The 16733-nt window shown below is 42.5% G+C and carries 15 protein-coding genes; 10 read left to right on the top strand and 5 right to left on the bottom strand.

What is annotated here, in order from left to right; all coding sequences use genetic code 11:
* Nucleotides 1-19: 19 nt before the first annotated feature.
* From pgm to rpiA, 3 genes are all read left to right on the top strand, one after another.
* Complete coding sequence (gene pgm, locus HXT25_RS04305; protein ID WP_004112076.1) at nt 20-1693, top strand: phosphoglucomutase (alpha-D-glucose-1,6-bisphosphate-dependent); 1674 nt, start codon at nt 20-22, stop codon at nt 1691-1693.
* 34 nt (nt 1694-1727) lie between these two features.
* Nucleotides 1728-2789, top strand: a complete 1062-nt coding sequence (locus HXT25_RS04300; RefSeq protein WP_004112073.1) for a ribonuclease H family protein — start codon at nt 1728-1730, stop codon at nt 2787-2789.
* A 116-nt stretch (nt 2790-2905) separates the two neighbouring features.
* The gene (rpiA, locus tag HXT25_RS04295) at nt 2906-3604 is read left to right on the top strand and encodes a ribose-5-phosphate isomerase RpiA (protein WP_004112071.1); all 699 of its coding nucleotides are present in this window, start codon (nt 2906-2908) and stop codon (nt 3602-3604) included.
* 193 nt (nt 3605-3797) lie between these two features.
* Here the strand turns inward: rpiA and HXT25_RS04290 are convergent, their stop codons facing one another.
* On the bottom strand, nt 3798-3887 hold the full coding sequence (locus HXT25_RS04290; RefSeq protein ID WP_004268639.1) for a 30S ribosomal protein bS22: 90 nt from the start codon (nt 3885-3887) through the stop codon (nt 3798-3800).
* Between the two features lie 126 nt (nt 3888-4013).
* Nucleotides 4014-4643 carry a hypothetical protein gene (locus tag HXT25_RS04285; RefSeq protein ID WP_285070129.1) on the bottom strand — a complete coding sequence of 210 codons (630 nt, stop codon included), beginning with the start codon at nt 4641-4643 and terminating at the stop codon, nt 4014-4016.
* A gap of 93 nt (nt 4644-4736) precedes the next feature.
* Between HXT25_RS04285 and radA the strand changes: the two genes are divergently transcribed.
* The 4 genes from radA (at nt 4737) to HXT25_RS04265 (ending at nt 9871) form a co-directional block, all read left to right on the top strand.
* Complete coding sequence (radA, locus tag HXT25_RS04280) at nt 4737-6182, top strand: DNA repair protein RadA (RefSeq protein ID WP_009994665.1); 1446 nt, start codon at nt 4737-4739, stop codon at nt 6180-6182.
* A 34-nt stretch (nt 6183-6216) separates the two neighbouring features.
* The gene (locus tag HXT25_RS04275; protein WP_422118717.1) at nt 6217-7731 is read left to right on the top strand and encodes an adenosylhomocysteinase; all 1515 of its coding nucleotides are present in this window, start codon (nt 6217-6219) and stop codon (nt 7729-7731) included.
* 92 nt (nt 7732-7823) lie between these two features.
* A complete protein-coding gene (locus HXT25_RS04270; protein ID WP_410310648.1) occupies nt 7824-9245 on the top strand; it encodes an amidohydrolase family protein in 1422 nt (473 codons plus the stop codon).
* Between the two features lie 77 nt (nt 9246-9322).
* Nucleotides 9323-9871, top strand: a complete 549-nt coding sequence (locus HXT25_RS04265) for a cupin domain-containing protein (RefSeq protein ID WP_422118716.1) — start codon at nt 9323-9325, stop codon at nt 9869-9871.
* 12 nt (nt 9872-9883) lie between these two features.
* Here the strand turns inward: HXT25_RS04265 and HXT25_RS04260 are convergent, their stop codons facing one another.
* Nucleotides 9884-10774: a 5'-methylthioadenosine/S-adenosylhomocysteine nucleosidase gene (locus tag HXT25_RS04260; RefSeq protein ID WP_004112055.1), complete on the bottom strand. Its 891-nt coding sequence runs from the start codon at nt 10772-10774 to the stop codon at nt 9884-9886.
* A gap of 266 nt (nt 10775-11040) precedes the next feature.
* On the opposite strand from HXT25_RS04260, the gene HXT25_RS04255 reads away from it, so the two are divergent.
* From HXT25_RS04255 to HXT25_RS04245, 3 genes are all read left to right on the top strand, one after another.
* Nucleotides 11041-11910: an ABC transporter substrate-binding protein gene (locus tag HXT25_RS04255; RefSeq protein WP_422118715.1), complete on the top strand. Its 870-nt coding sequence runs from the start codon at nt 11041-11043 to the stop codon at nt 11908-11910.
* A gap of 153 nt (nt 11911-12063) precedes the next feature.
* The gene (locus tag HXT25_RS04250) at nt 12064-12957 is read left to right on the top strand and encodes an amino acid ABC transporter permease (protein WP_004112052.1); all 894 of its coding nucleotides are present in this window, start codon (nt 12064-12066) and stop codon (nt 12955-12957) included.
* Nucleotides 12957-13781, top strand: a complete 825-nt coding sequence (locus HXT25_RS04245; RefSeq protein ID WP_004117001.1) for an amino acid ABC transporter ATP-binding protein — start codon at nt 12957-12959, stop codon at nt 13779-13781. The genes HXT25_RS04250 and HXT25_RS04245 overlap by 1 nt, the downstream gene beginning before the upstream one ends.
* A 451-nt stretch (nt 13782-14232) precedes the next feature.
* Here the strand turns inward: HXT25_RS04245 and HXT25_RS04240 are convergent, their stop codons facing one another.
* On the bottom strand, nt 14233-15093 hold the full coding sequence (locus tag HXT25_RS04240; protein WP_048730883.1) for an aldo/keto reductase: 861 nt from the start codon (nt 15091-15093) through the stop codon (nt 14233-14235).
* A gap of 93 nt (nt 15094-15186) precedes the next feature.
* A complete protein-coding gene (gene araA / locus HXT25_RS04235; RefSeq protein WP_410309177.1) occupies nt 15187-16701 on the bottom strand; it encodes an L-arabinose isomerase in 1515 nt (504 codons plus the stop codon).
* Between the last annotated feature and the right edge of the window lie 32 nt (nt 16702-16733).

The raw sequence follows: 16733 nt of genomic DNA, 5'->3' as shown, positions 1-16733 counted from the left end.
CGTGGCAAAATAAAAAATTATGGTAGCAAAAAATGCGGGAATGCCCGCCACCCCAGAAGATCTAGTAGATGTCGACGCTTTGGTTGGCGCTTACTATGATGAAGTTCCAAATTCCAATATTCCAGAACAGCGCGTGATTTTCGGTACGTCCGGTCACCGTGGTTCTGCTTTAAAAACTTCGTTTAACGAAGCTCATATTGTGGCTATTACTCAAGCTATTGCTGAATATCGCAAGAAGGCTGGCGTAACTGGTCCTCTTTATATTGGTCGCGATACGCACGCTCTTTCTGAGCCTGCTCAAAAAACCGCTATCGAGGTTTTGGTCGCTAACGGCGTTCACGTTCGCGTGGATTCTCGCGGCGATTTCGTGCCAACTCCTGTTGTTTCTCAGGCTATTTTGACGCATAATCGCGCAGCAGACGGCACTCAACGCTTTAGCGGAGACGGCTTGGCAGATGGCATTGTCGTCACTCCTTCGCACAATCCTCCAACCGACGGAGGTTTTAAGTACGACCCTGTAACAGGCGGTCCTGCACCTGCAGAAGTGACTAACGCAATTGCAGCTCGCGCAAACGAATTGCTCGACAACTACAAGTCCGTTAAGCGCGTGCCTTTCGAGGAAGCAATCAAGTCTGATTTGGTTGAAGGCTTCGATTACCGCGAGCACTACGTTAGCGATTTGGCTAACGTAATCGATTTCGATGTGATTCGCTCTAGCGGCGTGCGTTTGGGAATTGACCCACTCGGCGGCGCAAGCGTAAACTACTGGCCACTTATGAACGAAAAGTACGGTTTAAACATTGGCGTTGTGCGTCCAGAAGTTGACCCAACTTGGCGATTCATGACTATTGACCACGATGGCAAGATTCGTATGGATCCAAGCTCCCCTTACGCAATGAAGGGCTTAGTTGATCAGCTTAACGCTGGCGCTTGGGATAAGTACGATTTGGTTGGAGGCACTGATCCAGATGCCGATCGCCATGGTATCGTGTGCCCGAATTGGGGCGTTATGAACCCGAACCACTACATTGCAGTGTGCGTGGAGTACTTGTTCGGCGGCGCTCGTCCGGATTGGCCAAAGAATACTGCTATCGGCAAGACGCTTGTGTCTTCTTCCTTGATTGACCGCGTAGCTGCTTCGATTAACGCTAAGCTTGTGGAAGTTCCTGTTGGCTTCAAGTGGTTCGTTGACCCACTCTTTAGCGGCGAAGTTGCTTTCGGCGGTGAGGAAAGCTCTGGCATGAGCTTCTTGCGCAAAGACGGACGCGTGTGGACCACCGATAAGGATGGTTTGATTCCTGATTTGCTCGCTGCAGAAATTACTGCAAAGACTGGTAAGAACCCTGCTCAGCTTCACCAAGATCAGGTTGCTCGCTTTGGAGAAAGCTGGTACAAGCGCGTAGATACTCCAACAACTCTTGAACAGAAGCAGAAGTTTGCTGCTCTAAGTGGCAACGATGTTGAAGCAACTAAGCTCGCTGGCGAAGATATTACCGCAAAGCTTACGGAAGCTCCTGGAAACGGCGCAAAGATTGGCGGCTTGAAGGTTACGACCAAGAACAATTGGTTCGCTGCTCGCCCATCTGGTACCGAGAACATTTACAAGGTTTATGCTGAGTCCTTCGTTTCTCCAGAGGCACTTGACAAGGTGCTTGAGGAAGCTACTGCTGTAGTAGACAAGGCTTTAGCGTAACGTAATAATCTTTCGTAAGTAAAGAATCTACTAATTGCGCTGGTTGCAATCTGCAACCGGCGCATTTTTGAAAGGTTTTGTGATGATTGTTGTTTCTACCGATGGTTCAGCACTTGGAAATCCAAATGGATCAATGGGTTGGGCTTGGGCAGACCACACTGATGAAGCAGGAAGCACGCACGAGCATCAACATGCAGGAAACGCGGATGCAGGCGGAGCCACAAATGGCACGAATCAAATTGGTGAGTTATGCGCAGTACTAGAAGCGTTGAGAGCACACCCTGGAAGCGAGGATCTTACAATCGAAACTGATTCGCAATACGCTATAAACTGCTCAACCACGTGGATTCACGGTTGGAAGAAGAACGGTTGGAAGAACTCCAAAAAAGAGCCTGTAAAAAACGCAGATTTGATTCGCGCAATCGATTCGGAGATTACTAAACGCGAAGGCTCCGTTAAGTTCGTCTGGGTTAAGGGACACGCTGGAAACGCTGGAAACGAAAAAGTTGATGAGCTGGCTAGAACTTATGCTGAAGATTGCCGCAGCAGATTGAAGGATGGATACCTGCCACTAGAAGGATGGAAATCGTTGATTTCTTCTACATATGCAGACGGTGTTGATGTACCAGAAGACGCAAAAATGCTGTTAGACGGCAAGATTTCTAATGCTGAATATCACATAGGAAGATGCGTTGGTAAGGATATTAATCCTGATTTTAAAGGCGATTTTCATCGTGAAACAAAACGTGAAACATCCGATGATGATGCCATTAAATACGCCGATAACAGCGTTGCTAACGATTCAACTACGCGTAACAGTAATACACAGGATGAATCGAAAGCATCCGACGAGTCGCGTAAAAATAAACAATCTCAAAATAAATCAGAACAAAAATATCAAGTAGTGCCAGGATTATGTGTATCTGGAACATTACAATTCACACCTGCTCCAAATACGAGCCAAAGCTTTAATGGTCAACCACGATACGTATTAGGAAACATACAAGTAAGCGGATATGTTCAGCCAGACGGCACTCTTAAACTAGATCCAACCGAGTTTTATATTCAAACAAAAGCTGCAAACCAAACAGAATAAAATCTGAACGCAGACTAATATGTAGTATGTATGAAATAAGTGGCGGTTGGTAAAAACGCTATAAACGCGCTGTTATTTTAGCCACGCCAACAAGAAAGATAAGAAAGTAGGCACAAATGGATAAAGCACAGCAAGATGCTCTTAAGAAGGCAGCTGGCATTGAGGCCGCAAAAATCGTACAAAATGGCATGATGGTTGGACTTGGAACCGGCTCTACTGTTCGTTTTCTTGTAGACGAACTCGGTCGCAGAGTAAAAGAAGAAGGCTTGAGCTTCACTGGTGTCACAACTTCTCGACGCACGCAAGAGCAGGCAGAGGGCTACGGCATTAAGATTCTTGACATTAACGATGTTGACCATATTGACGTTACTATTGATGGTTCAGATGAAGTCGATAAAAACTTTAACGGTATTAAGGGCGGCGGTGCAGCATTGCTCTGGGAGAAGATTGTTGCAATTAACTCCGACCGCATTGTGTGGATTGTGGACGCCAGCAAGGTAGTTGATACAATCGGCAAGTTCCCACTTCCTGTTGAGGTAATTCCATTCGGATCTGCACAAGTGATTCGCAAGTTTGAAAAGCGCGGATACAAGCCAGTTTTGCGTCTTGATGCAGATGGCAAGGAAGTGCGTACAGACGAAAATAACTTTGTTGTTGACTTGCACTTGGAGCGCATTGAGCACCCGCAAGAGCTTGCTAAGGATTTGATTGAGACTGTTGGCGTTGTAGAACACGGATTGTTCTTGAATATGGTTGACACTGTGATTGTTGGTGATCCAAACGGTCCGCGCACTCTTACAAACCCAAATAAGTAAACTGCATATCTAAATTTAACCAATCATTTCCCGAGAATGTACGTAAAATCCACTGTTTTACGTACATTTTCGGGAAATTTTTTACATTCTCCAATCATTGCAGTCTTCAATCGCAATAAAAAAAAAGCGCTGGAAAAATCCAACGCTTTCAAAAGTGTTACGTGCCCAAACGGGCAGGCGCGCCAAACAGCTACTACTTACGCTGATGACGAGTCTTACGCAGCAGTTTGCGGTGCTTCTTCTTGCTCATCCGCTTGCGGCGCTTCTTGATGACAGAACCCATCTGAAGCCTCCATTCATATGTAAAGTGTGCAACTTGCCTAATGTTACACCGTTTTGACGACTTTGGAAAATTTTAAAACAAAATTTTACAAAAACACGTACAAAACAGCCTATATCAGTACGAAAGTTACATTGGGAATTGCTTATAGAATCTTTCAACAGACTGTTTTAAACCAGTCACTTCAAATACAACAGTGTCATTTTGCCAGATGGCACTAGCTTTAGTCTTACTATTATCATCTGCCTTCAAAACATAGCTTCCAGTAGCCTTACCAGCAACCTGAATCTTTCCAGAAGCAATATCACTTCCAGCTAATGCATCAGTCAAAAGCTCATATTGCTTATTTGCTAAATCACGACTACTCCATTGAGCAACAACGACTGAAACATCACTGCCAGATTCTCCCGTAGAATATCTAACAGTGTATTCTTCCAAAGGAGATGCCGAAGACCATTTAGCACTAGGACAAGCATCAACACGCGCAAAATCAAGAACACTATCTGGCATAGATCTTAACAGTGCAGTAGATGTACTAGGCAAATCTTTAGACTTAATTGACGGAGTTTTTGCAGAAGACACCTGAGTTTTAGCAGACTGCGGTTGCTGGCGATTTAACGCCCAGCCAGGCCATATGAATGCGGAAACTATAGCTAAAACGACCACTATTACGGCAACTATAAGAACTTTTCGTAAGTTGTTATGAGACGCAGATACAGATGAAGTCGAGTTAGAAGGATTATTCGCATAAGAATTCATATTTTTTACCCCACATAACACTGTTCAACATACTTGGATTATCTCACAAAAGTATGACGGTAAAATGTCTACAAATGCAGCTAGCGTCAAATCATGGCTGCAAAATCTACTACTTACTACTTATGCTCCGAATGCGGTTGGAGTGGTTCAAAATGGTATGGTCGCTGTCCAGAATGCGGCGAATGGGGAACATTAAACGAGTTTCACGAGTCTAAAGCTACAAGCGGAGTTTCACGAGCCTCCACAAGATCTAGAAATGCAAAAAATAACATTTCTACAATAACAAATCTTGATTCTAGCGTAGATGCTCAGCCAATCAGTGAAATTACAGCAGATAATGGCATGCGAATCCACACAGGATTTAGCGAATTTGACCGCGTTTTAGGAGGAGGGCTTGTTCCAGGATCAGTCACGCTTATAGCAGGCGAACCAGGAATCGGAAAATCTACTCTACTTTTAGAAACAGCAGGAAAAATTGCCAAGAATTGCAACGGATCTGCGAAAAACAATGCCGAATACACAAAAAATTTAGTCCTGTACATTTCTGGCGAAGAATCAAAGTCGCAAGTAAAATTGCGCGCATCACGCATAAATGCCATAAGTCAAAATCTTCTTCTTGCGTCTACAACAGACTTAAACACAGCTTTAGCGCTAATCGAAAAATATAAGCCAACTCTTGCAATTGTAGATTCGGCACAAACTATTGTTTCTAGCGATGTTGAAGGAATTACAGGAGGCTCCACTCAAGTTCGAGAAGTAGCTAGCGCGCTTATAGACGTTGCTAAAACTTGCGATATTCCAATTCTTCTTGTTGGACACGTTACAAAAGACGGCTCGATTGCAGGTCCTCGCACGCTTGAACATCTTGTAGACACTGTTTGCCAATTTGAAGGAGATAGTCAAACCGCATTACGCATGCTTCGCGTTGTTAAAAATCGTTTTGGGCCTACAGACGAAGTTGGCTGCTTCGACATGAGTGGCGATGGTATTGAAGAGGTTCCAGATCCTTCTGGGCTTTTCCTGTCTTCTAATGGAGATTGTAAAAATGAAGGAACGTGCGTAACTTTTACTTTAGAAGGACACAGAAGCATACCTATTGAAATTCAGGCTCTTGTTACAGATTCGGTTCTGCCAGCCCCTAGACGCGCAGTTTCTGGAGTAGACACAAACAGAATTGCCATGCTTACCGCTGTTTTATATAGACATGGTGGATTAAATCTTTTATCTAAAGACATTTACGTTTCTACGATTGCTGGAGCTAAGGCGAAAGAACCTGCTTGCGATTTAGCAATAGTGGCAAGTTTGGCGAGCGCAGCCAAAAATAAGGCAGTCTTACCTTTAACTTGCGCAATTGGTGAGATTAGTCTTACTGGTCAAATTCGTCCAGCTTCTAGAATGGAACCTAGAATTAGAGAAGCAGCTAGGATCGGCTATAAGCGTGCGATCGTGTGTAATATGCGAAAGAAAATTAGCATTCCCGGTATTGACATAATCGAAGTAGAGAATTTAAAAGAAGCTTTGAACGCACTTGGATTATAGGGATAATAAATATAAGAGCTTTTAGGAGTTTAATATGATTGATTTTAGCGAATGGGTTGCTATTACTTCGCAGAGAACTAACCAATCTCTTGCTGGGGCACGCGTGTTTATTGGAGATAACAATATTCAAAATGAGAATGCTAAAAATAGTGACCAAAATAGTGATGTGGAAAAATTCTTACAGAGCGCGCAATCTTGGGGAATAATTCCTACGACTTGTAAACAATACGCAGATTTTGATGCCACTAAATCTTACGAAAATATAGAAAACACTATGGTTAATGCGCCTAATTTAAGCGGAAAAGACGCAATAGATTACGCGCAAAAACATATGCCAGTAATGCGCACGCTACTTAACAATTTACAAGAAAGTGGTCTTAATTTAGAAGGCGTTAGAATAGCTGTTTGTCTTGTGTTGGAACCAAAAACAGCTGTATTGCTTAGAGAATTGCACGCGCACGGAGCGATTGTTGGCGTTTTTTGTGGTCCAGACGAAACTGACCAGAGAGTAGCAGATCAGCTTAAAAAAGAAGGCATTTTAGTACAAGCAAACCGAGATTGGACACCTGAACAAACTCATGAAGGTGCGCTAAAACTCTTAGACGAAATACAGCCAGACATAATAATCGACGATGGTGCAAGTTTTGCGCGCCTAGCAAGCCTGGAACGCCCGCAAATCGCAGCTAATCTAATAGGAGTTGCAGAAGAAACAACTAGTGGAGTGCACGCTTTTGAAGCAATGCAAAAAGCTGGACACTTGCACTACCCTGTGATTGCAGTAAATAACAGCGCTCTAAAAACCGATTTTGACAATCGTCATGGAACTGGCGAAACATGCGTTACTACTATGCAGCAAATTCTTGGAAGCGAATGCTTTAAAAACGCTAAAGTAACTGTTGTTGGATACGGTCCAGTTGGTCGCGGATTCGCATTAAGAATACGCGCATTGGGTGCAAAAGTTACGATTTGCGATACAAATCCTGTCCAATCCTTACGCGCAGTTTTCGATGGATTTGAAGCTCATAATCTTGAATGCGTTGTTAAAAAAAGCAATATGATTGTTTCTGCAACAGGCGTTAGACACACGATTACATTGCAACACATGCAAAACATGCAAGAAAACGCGATTTTGGCTGTTATTGGCGGAATTGCAAACGAGATTGCACTAGACGAAATCCCTGATTTTAAGCCAGTTGTTGGAACTTCACAAAGAAAAATCCAAGTTCCGTGCGGTCCGCAAATCACACTAATAAGTGAAGGAGACGGCACAAATTACACTACTGGCGGTGGAAATCCTATTGAGATTATGGACTTTAGTTTTGCTGTTCAAGTAAGCGCAGTAGCGTATTTGCTAGAGCACAATGGGAAAAACAAGAAAAATGGCGACAAAAATCGGCTTGATTCTGGAATTTACCAATTGCCAGAAAGCTCCGATAATCAAATAGCAAGTATTGCATTAGCAGAACGCGGATATAGTGCTAGCGAATCCAATAAAGATAATGGTTATAGATGGGATTTAACAAGATTTGCCGAAGACGAAAATATTTAGATGAAATCCAATTAACCAAATCATAACAAATCTAAGCAATAATAGAGTAACAGAAGCAAAATTAGTTAAACGATAATTCCATAAGGAAAGCAATGTTTACAGATCCAATACGCGCACTTGCACACCCAACGCCGCTTAGCGAAGTCACCTTATACAGTGCAGCAATGGTTATTCCAGTAACAGGTCCTATTATTCCCGAAGGAGCCGTAGCAGTATCAAATAGACGCGTTGTACACGTTGGAACAAGACAGTGGGTACTAGACATTCTAAAAGATGAAATGTCAAACGATTCCTATAGGAAAATGTTTAACAACGAACGACATTGGCATGGTCTTATGACACCAGGTCTTATAAACGCACACACGCATTTGCAATACACTAATATGGCAAGCGTAGGCCGCGGCGAATACCGCAATTTTAGAGACTGGGAAGAAGGATTCAATGTTGTTTATGACAAATTACAAGAAGAAAAACAGCATAACCCATCATTGATGACTTGGAAAACTTCTGCATACGAAGGCGCAAGAATGATGGTGGAAGCTGGCACTACTGCAGCTGCCGACATTGTAACTGATATCGAAGCAGTTGGAGCGCTTGCAAGCCAAGGCATGCACGGGATAGCCTATTGGGAGGTAATGGGCTGGAAAAACGTTGACTGGAAAGAAGAAGGCTACGCTAAGCTGCTCGAGATGCTTGGGCACATGATGGACAGCGGCAGAGTGCCGAGTATAGGAATTAGCCCACACGCACCTTACAGTCTAGAAACCGAACCTTTTGTGGATTTGCCAGACATTGCAAGACAGCTAAACATGCGCTTGCACATACACTTAGCAGAAACACCTATGGAGGCTGGAAATCACGCCGATACACTCACCACGTATTCCGCACCAGATTGGAATGCTAACGTTTGGGCGAGCTACAGCGAACTTAAAGCACATGGAATGACAGCTTCCGCAATTCAGTTTTTGGATCAGCTCGGATCCCTTGGACCAGACGTACATATTGCGCACGGAGTTTGGGCAGATGGCGAAGACCGAAGAATTTTGCGTCAACGCGGAGTGGGAGTGGCATTGTGCCCAAGATCCAACCGCATTACTGTTACGGAAAGAGACGCGCCAATTCGCGACTACATGGAAGAAGGAAACTTGCTTGCGATTGGTACGGATTCACTATCTTCTTCCCCATCTTTAGACGTTTTAGACGACGCTGCAAAAGTCTATGATTTAGCAACAGCGCAAGGGTATAGAAAAGATGATTTAACACATCGAATTATTCGCATGCTTACTTTAGGCGGCGCAAGCGTTATGGGCTTACACGTAGGACCGCACAGAATTGGTCAAATTAATGCTGGAGCAACAGCCGACCTTGCATTATTTGATATTCCAACAGACACAAGCTCGCCACAAGGAGTTGAAGAGACTTTGCACAATTTTGTGCGTCACGGTGCAGGTAGTGCAAAAGCAACAGTTATTTCTGGAAATCTTGTATACAATAATGGTGCTTTTGCTCAATAATCTGATGCAAGCACAGATAAGAACACATTTAACGCAAATATTTAACGCAAATATGAAAAATAAAAGGAGCATGCATTATGAGTGTCAGTTTAGAAAATATGAGTGATTACGCCAAAAATCTTGTTAAAGAATTACAGCTAGAAGCCCATCCAGAAGGCGGATGGTACACCCGCGACTGGCAAGCAGCGCAACTATATAGCGCAACCAACAATGAAAATACTTCAAACGCGAGCACAAACAATACGAAAATTGACAAAAACGCTGGCGCAGACGCACCAAGACCATTGGCCTCTCTTATTTACTTCCTTTTGCCTTCTGGCGATTCAAGCGCATGGCATAAAGTTGATGCAGACGAGATTTGGCTATGGCATGGACCGTCAAATCTTACGATTGAACTTGGTGGGTGTGGTCAAACCCCTTGTGATGAGGCAGATTTGCAGCGTTTTACTCTTGGAAACACTAAGGAATGCAATGGCTTATCCACGCGCGGACATCTTGTAATTCCTGCTGGGACATGGCAGAGAACAATACCAAGCGATGGCGATGTTCTTGTTTCTTGCGTAGTAAGCCCTGGGTTTACTTTCAGCGGATTTGATTTAGCAGAACAAAACGATTCAAATAAGTAAACTAGTCTGCAGTTATTTAACAAGCGCCTTCAAAACACGCAAAGTTAACGATCCTGCTTGATTAGCTGCAAGAACTAAATCATCCTTATGCGAGTCCACAGATTCGTATGATTCTCCACAACGATTACTCATTGAGCGAATCGCAAGGAATGGAACACCGTTTTTAGCAGCAATATGTGCAGCAGCAGCGCCTTCCATCTCTTCGCAATCGCCAAAAACCGTTGCTCGCACAGCGTCTAAAATATTAGGATCTGTGTTAAATTGGTCGCTTGTTGCTATGTTTCCACACAAATAAGCAACGTTGTTTGAATTTTCGTTAGACACGCTATTTTCATTAGACGCGCTTTGCTTAAAGTCCGAGGATAAGTCGCCAGCAACCGAAGAGGATTCCTCCAAAGACTTCTCAAGCCTAAATCCTAATAATTGCGCCTCTTTAACAGCTAAATCGCATAATTTTGAATCTGATTCAAAAACAGATTTGTACGGAGCACACTCTGCAATAATTTGCGTATTTGTTTCTAAATAGTGAAGTTTCTTGCCTATAACAATATCTCCAACACTAAGACGCGGATTTAAAGCACCTGCGATTCCGCTAAAAATCAACACTTGTGGATTGGATTCGATTATCAACGCTTGAGCTGCAGCTGCGGCAGCGCACTTTCCCATTCCAGCAACACATATTGTAAGAGTAGGATTTTCGCCTTTGCTATTAGAAGCGATTTTGCCCTGAATAAAAGTAACCCCATACGAATCCCAAGTTTTATAATCCCCACAAAATGCTTGAAGAATAGGCTGAGCTTCTTTTTGAAGTGCAACTATAACAGCAAGTTTTGAAAGATGACTAAAATCTTTAGAACTTTCAGAAAAATCGTCAGCCGCGCTATGTTCAAAATTATTTAACATGAAATACTCCTCAAAAAATCAACACACCGTATGTAACTGACACTTAACATACTACGACTTAAGTCTAATCACCACAAAACTACGTATTAAATCAACAAAATATAGCGCGTTATAAACAATCGCGATAACAATTCTGTAACAATTAAGCCTTAAATGCGTCTATCGTCTTATAAACTATCAAATGTACGGCCGCAAAACCTACTTAAATCGCTTAAAAAACGAATAAGCGAAAAATCTTAAGGTTTTAGCAAAAACAAGGAGAAAAAATGGCTATTTTCGTACACAACAACTTGCACACCAACCGCGTAGCAATCGCTGCTGCAAAAATTGCAGCAGCAGCATTAGCAATGGCAGCAATGGTTAGCACAGCAGCATGCGGCATCCAAAACGCACAAGATACAAACCAAAAGACGATTACTCCAGGCGTTTTGACAATCGGCACAGCTCAGCCAACTTACACACCTTGGATGTACGATAACAAGCCAGAAAACGGCAAGGGCTACGAATCTGCAGTAGCATACGCTGTTGCAAAGAAACTCGGATACGATAAAGACAAAGTAAAGTGGGTTCGCACAACCTTCGACTCCGCAGTAACCCCAGGACCAAAAGACTTTGATTTTAACCTTCAGCAGTTCTCTATTACGGAGGAACGCAAGAAGGCAGTAGACTTTTCGCCAAGTTACTACAACGCAACTCAGGGTGTTGTGGTCAAAAAAGATAGCAAGTTTGCTAACGCAAAGACCTTAGCAGACCTTAAAACCGCTACAATTGGCGCAATGGTTGGAACAACAAGCTACAGCTTTGCTAAAGACAAGATTAAGAGCGATATTCAAACCTTTAACGATAATGACGCTTTGGTTCAGGCTCTTGATTCTAAGCAGATTGACGCACTTGTTATAGATACTCCATCTTCCGTAAACATTGTGCGCAGCAAGCAGGTTAAAGAAGGTGTTGTTCTTGGACAGATTGCAGGATCGGAAGATAAGGAAGGAACTGGATTGGTACTTCCAAAAGGCTCTAAGCTTACTGCAGACGTCACTAAGGCTGTGAATGCGCTAGAAAAAGATGGTACTTTGAAGAAGCTCCAAGAAAAGTGGCTTGCAGAGTACACGACTAATCTGCCAGTTCTTAAGTAAAAACTAAACCAAAAATAAATAAAAATAAATAAAAATCGTACTAACGTCATTACCAATACGCATTATTGTAAGCAACTTGTAACCCAATCGTCACATAAAAGTGCTTACAATAGTGCGTATCATTCATTATGTCGAAAGGCTTGAGTGCCGCCAATGACAGTACTTAACGGCAATGCATTAAACAGTGAATCAAACAACGCTGGAGAATACGCTTTAAGCAATATCGAGCTTGAGCGTAGGTCAATCCGCAAAAAGCAAAATCTTAAATCAGTTTTAACAAGCATAATAAGCACTTTAGTATTACTTGGCGTGTGCGTTGCGGCACTTGCAATGAGCCCTGGTTGGCCAAGAGTGCGCGAAACGTTCTTTTCTGGCAAGTACTTTATGTTATCTTTGCCATCCGTTTTGCAAGGCTTAATGCTTAATCTGCAGGTGCTTGTTTTCGCTGTTATTGGAGTAGCAATACTTGGAACTTTAATCGCAGTTATTCGTACAAGCGTAAGCCCAATGCTTTTCCCTTTGCGAGCTATAGCGCAATTCTACACAACTATTATGCGCGGCATACCAATGCTTGTTGTGCTTTACTTAATCGGCTTTGGCATACCAGGATTACAGCTTTTTGGGCGAATCCCACCAGCAATACTCGGTACAATTGCCATTGTTATGAGCTACTCCGCATACGTTGGAGAGGTATTGCGCGCAGGATTTGAAGACGTGCATCCGTCTATGCGAGCGTCCGCAAGATCACTTGGCTTAACATCTGGTCAAACTGTGCGATTAGTGGTAATTCCTCTTGGCTTAAGAAAAGTGGCTCCTGCTTTAATGAACGACTTTATATCTATGCAAAAAGATGCAGGACTTATATCGGTTTTGGGCGCTGTAGACGCTGTTCGAGCCGCGCAAATATCTGTTGCAACTTCTTATAACTTCACTCCATACGTTGTAGCAAGCGTTGTGTTTATAGCGCTGAGCATTCCGTTTATTGTTCTAAACGATTGGTATACGGCAAGGCTGCGCAAACGCGAGCTAAACGGAGGAACCGTGTGATGAATAACTTAACAAACCAGAAGGTAAGTCAGCAAATGAGCGATTACACAAACACAAGTGATCAAACGAATACAAGTGATTACACGGATTCAACCCCAGTTTTGCGTTTAAGCAATATTCGCAAATCGTATAACTCAACACCTGTTCTTAAAGGCATTTCTTTTGATATTGCACCTCACGAAGTGGTGGCTCTTTTAGGACCTTCTGGAAGCGGAAAATCCACTCTTATGAAGTGCATTAATCTGCTTGAGCGAGTAGACGACGGCCAAGTTTGGCTTGGAAACACAGATATTACAGATCCTCGTATAAATCAGGATCAAATTAGGTCTCAAATCGGAGTTGTGTTCCAGCAATTCAATCTTTTTACGCATATGAGCGTTTTAGATAATGTGACTCTTGCTGCGCGAAAAGTTCATCATTGGAGCAAAGACCGCGCAGAAAGCCGCGCAATGGAGCTTCTATCTAGGATTAAGCTAGAAAATAAAGCAAAGTCTTATCCGGATCAGCTTTCGGGCGGACAGCAGCAACGAGTGGCGATTGCACGCGCGCTTATGACAAGCCCACAACTTTTGCTTTTAGACGAGATTACTTCCGCGCTAGACCCAATGCTTGTTGGCGAAGTTCTAGACATGGTTGCGGAACTAAAAGAGCAAGGAACCACGATTTTAATGGCAACTCACGAGATGCATTTTGCTCACGAAGCTGCCGATAGAGTGGTTTTGCTGCGAAACGGCGTTGTTGCAGAAAATGGCACACCATACGAAGTTATGGATGCTTGCAGTGACCCAGAAACGCAAAACTTCTTTAAGTCTTTCCGACATTGATTTTTTGTGAACTACGCAGTAATTGCGCTCACATAAGCGTAACCCCATTCCCGCGTTTGTTCCCTTTTTAAGCAAATCTGACTACAAACACGGGCGTGAGACCTGCCTTCGCGCTCAAAGCATAGCGCGCGAAGGCAATTCGGAGCGCTGAGCCGCTCAAACGTAAAGTCCAGTGGACTTTACGTGCGGCGAAGACGTGAGTGCGCTGTAACGCGCGAGCGATTTTCCCGAGATTGTTTACGTATTTGGCGATTTTGGAAACAAACACGGGCAAAGCGGCATGAAGATCATGTAAAACACAAACTTCATGCCGCTCTATAGGAGAAAGCTACGAAAATTTTTTGTTCACTTATACTGTCCACCATTAATCACTCGTAGCCTCGATGACAAGGAATCAATAAGTCACATATATAACCCCTTCACAAATACAAATAAAACAAACGCCACACAATCATGCATAACTAAACGTTGCAGGGTCATGCCCCATTCGCTCATTAGTGTTCAAATCATCTATTGCACGTATTTCATCATCCTTAAGACTAAATCCAAAAACATTAATATTTTCACGTTGCCTATTTTCTGAAACAGATTTAGGTATGATAATGTATCCATGCTCAATATGCCAGCGCAAAATCACCTGAGCACAAGTAACATCATGATTCTTAGCAATAGTTTCCAAAACACCATCGCCGATATTCAAATCACGTCCGCGCGCCAATGGAGAATACGCTTCAATAGCAATATTATGCTTCTTGCAAAAATCAACTACATTAGACTGCTGCCAGCTCGGATGCAATTCAATCTGATTTACTTGAGGCCACTGACCAACTTCATCATATAAACGCTGCAAATCAGAAGGCATAAAGTTACACACACCAAGCGAACGTACCCTACCTTCCTCTTTCAACTTAACAAATGCTTTCCATGTTTCTGCAGAACGCCAATTAAATGGTGTAGGCCAATGAATCATATACATATCCACATAGTTCAAGCAAAGATCCGCAAGTTGAGAATCAAAAGCCTTCAAAGTACTGTCATACCCCTGCTGTGAATCTCTAACTTTTGTAGTCACCCATAGGTTTTCTCGCAATTCGCCAGTATTAAAACCAGTTTCGCGCAATACTTCACCTAGCTCATTCTCATTGTTATATCCAGCTGCAGCATCAATATGTCTGTATCCTAACGAAAGAGCGCTTTCTACAACATCATGCATACTTACTTTATCAACTCGAAGTACACCTAAACCAACTTGTGGTATAGAATTGCCATCCGATAATAAAATGTTAGGCACAATGTGCATATTTTCATTCATTAAAGCACCCCTTCGCTATAAAATTGACCATTATTTTCAAAGGAAATAATAACACAACAAACACTCATCACTAGAGACGTAATAATGCCAATATTACTTAACATTAAGCTTGTAATACATTTGAGAAATCTGTAGATTGCGCTCAAAATCTTGGGTATTAGTGTTTTTATCAATCACAGCTAGTTCGACACCAGAGATACGCGCAAAATCTTCCCAAACTTCTCTACCAATTGACGTTGTCATACAAGTATGATGGGATCCACCAGCTAATAACCAGCATTGCGCAGACAAAGATAGACTTGGCTGCGGTTTCCACATGGCGCGAGCGCAAGGCAAATTCTTTAGGCTTCCAGACGGCTCTACAACATCGACGACATTCATTAAAAGTCTAAATCTACTGCACATATCCGCAAGAGAAACCACAACAGCATCCTTTTTAGGAGCAGCAGTAAACACGAGTCTAACAGGATCTGATTTTCCTCCAATACCCAATGGATATATAGCAAGACGAGGTTTTTGAATACTTCCAATAGAAGGCGAAACTTCTAACATATGTGATCCTAATATCATTTCGTTATCTGGCTCAAAATGATACGAGTAATCTTCCATAAGAGAAGCTCCACCTTCAAGACCATACCCCATAACTAATCCCAAACGAACCAATATTGCGGTTTTCCAATCCCCTTCTGCCGAGAAACCCCATCCATATTCGGAAGGAAAACGTTGAGCAGCAACTCCTGGAAGTTGGGAAAGACCACCAAGATCTTCAAAATTATCTACTGCAGCAGTAGCATCATAATCACGCATCATGGATACCATTCCAACTTCCTGCTTAGCTGCAATTAACAGAGAATCATATTTTTGATTTAATAATTCCGAATCAACATTGTATTTATTTTTATAATCTTCTATCAAATCTTTAGCTTGCTTATCTGTAGCACGATTAACATATGAATTTAATTCGTTTACAGACCAAGTATTAATAGATGCACCAAAGATTTTCTCAGCTTCAGTTTTATCTCCTTCAGTAACAGCAACGTTACGCATATTGTCTCCCCAACGCATAACGTTCATATTGTTAGACGCCCACCAGCCTAAACACGCACGAACCCAAGTATTTATGCGATCCGAAACTTCTGGATTCGTATAATGACCAACAACTATTTTTCTTCTAATACCAAGTCTAGAAACAATATAACCGAATTCTCTATCTCCATGAGCAGCTTGATTTAAATTCATAAAATCCATATCAATACTTTCCCAAGGTATTTCACGATGATACTGGGTATTCAACTGAAGCAAAGGTTTACGCAATAGTTCTAATCCGCGAATCCACATTTTTGCTGGCGAGAACGTGTGCATCCAAGCGATCACGCCTATACAAGATTCTTTTGAAGACGCATCAACCATAAAATTACGCACAGCGTCAGATGATTTTAAGGTTGGTTTCAAAATAATTTTCACAGGTATCGAATGTTGATTATTTAAATAATCTACGATTTCGCCAGCTTGTTTTGCCACTTGTTCTAGTGTTTCTGGACCATATAGTTCTTGCGAACCTACAGCAAACCACACTTCTTTGTTCTCAAAAGGATTTTCCATAGCCATTATTTACTCCTATAAGACTTATATATGTAATT

The sequence above is a fragment of the Gardnerella sp. DNF00476 genome, from assembly GCF_049262735.1.
In the GTDB taxonomy this organism is placed as follows: Bacteria; Actinomycetota; Actinomycetes; order Actinomycetales; family Bifidobacteriaceae; genus Bifidobacterium; species Bifidobacterium vaginale.
The sequence above is the reverse complement of the archived record's forward strand: the minus strand, read 5'-3'. Positions and strand labels throughout refer to the sequence as shown.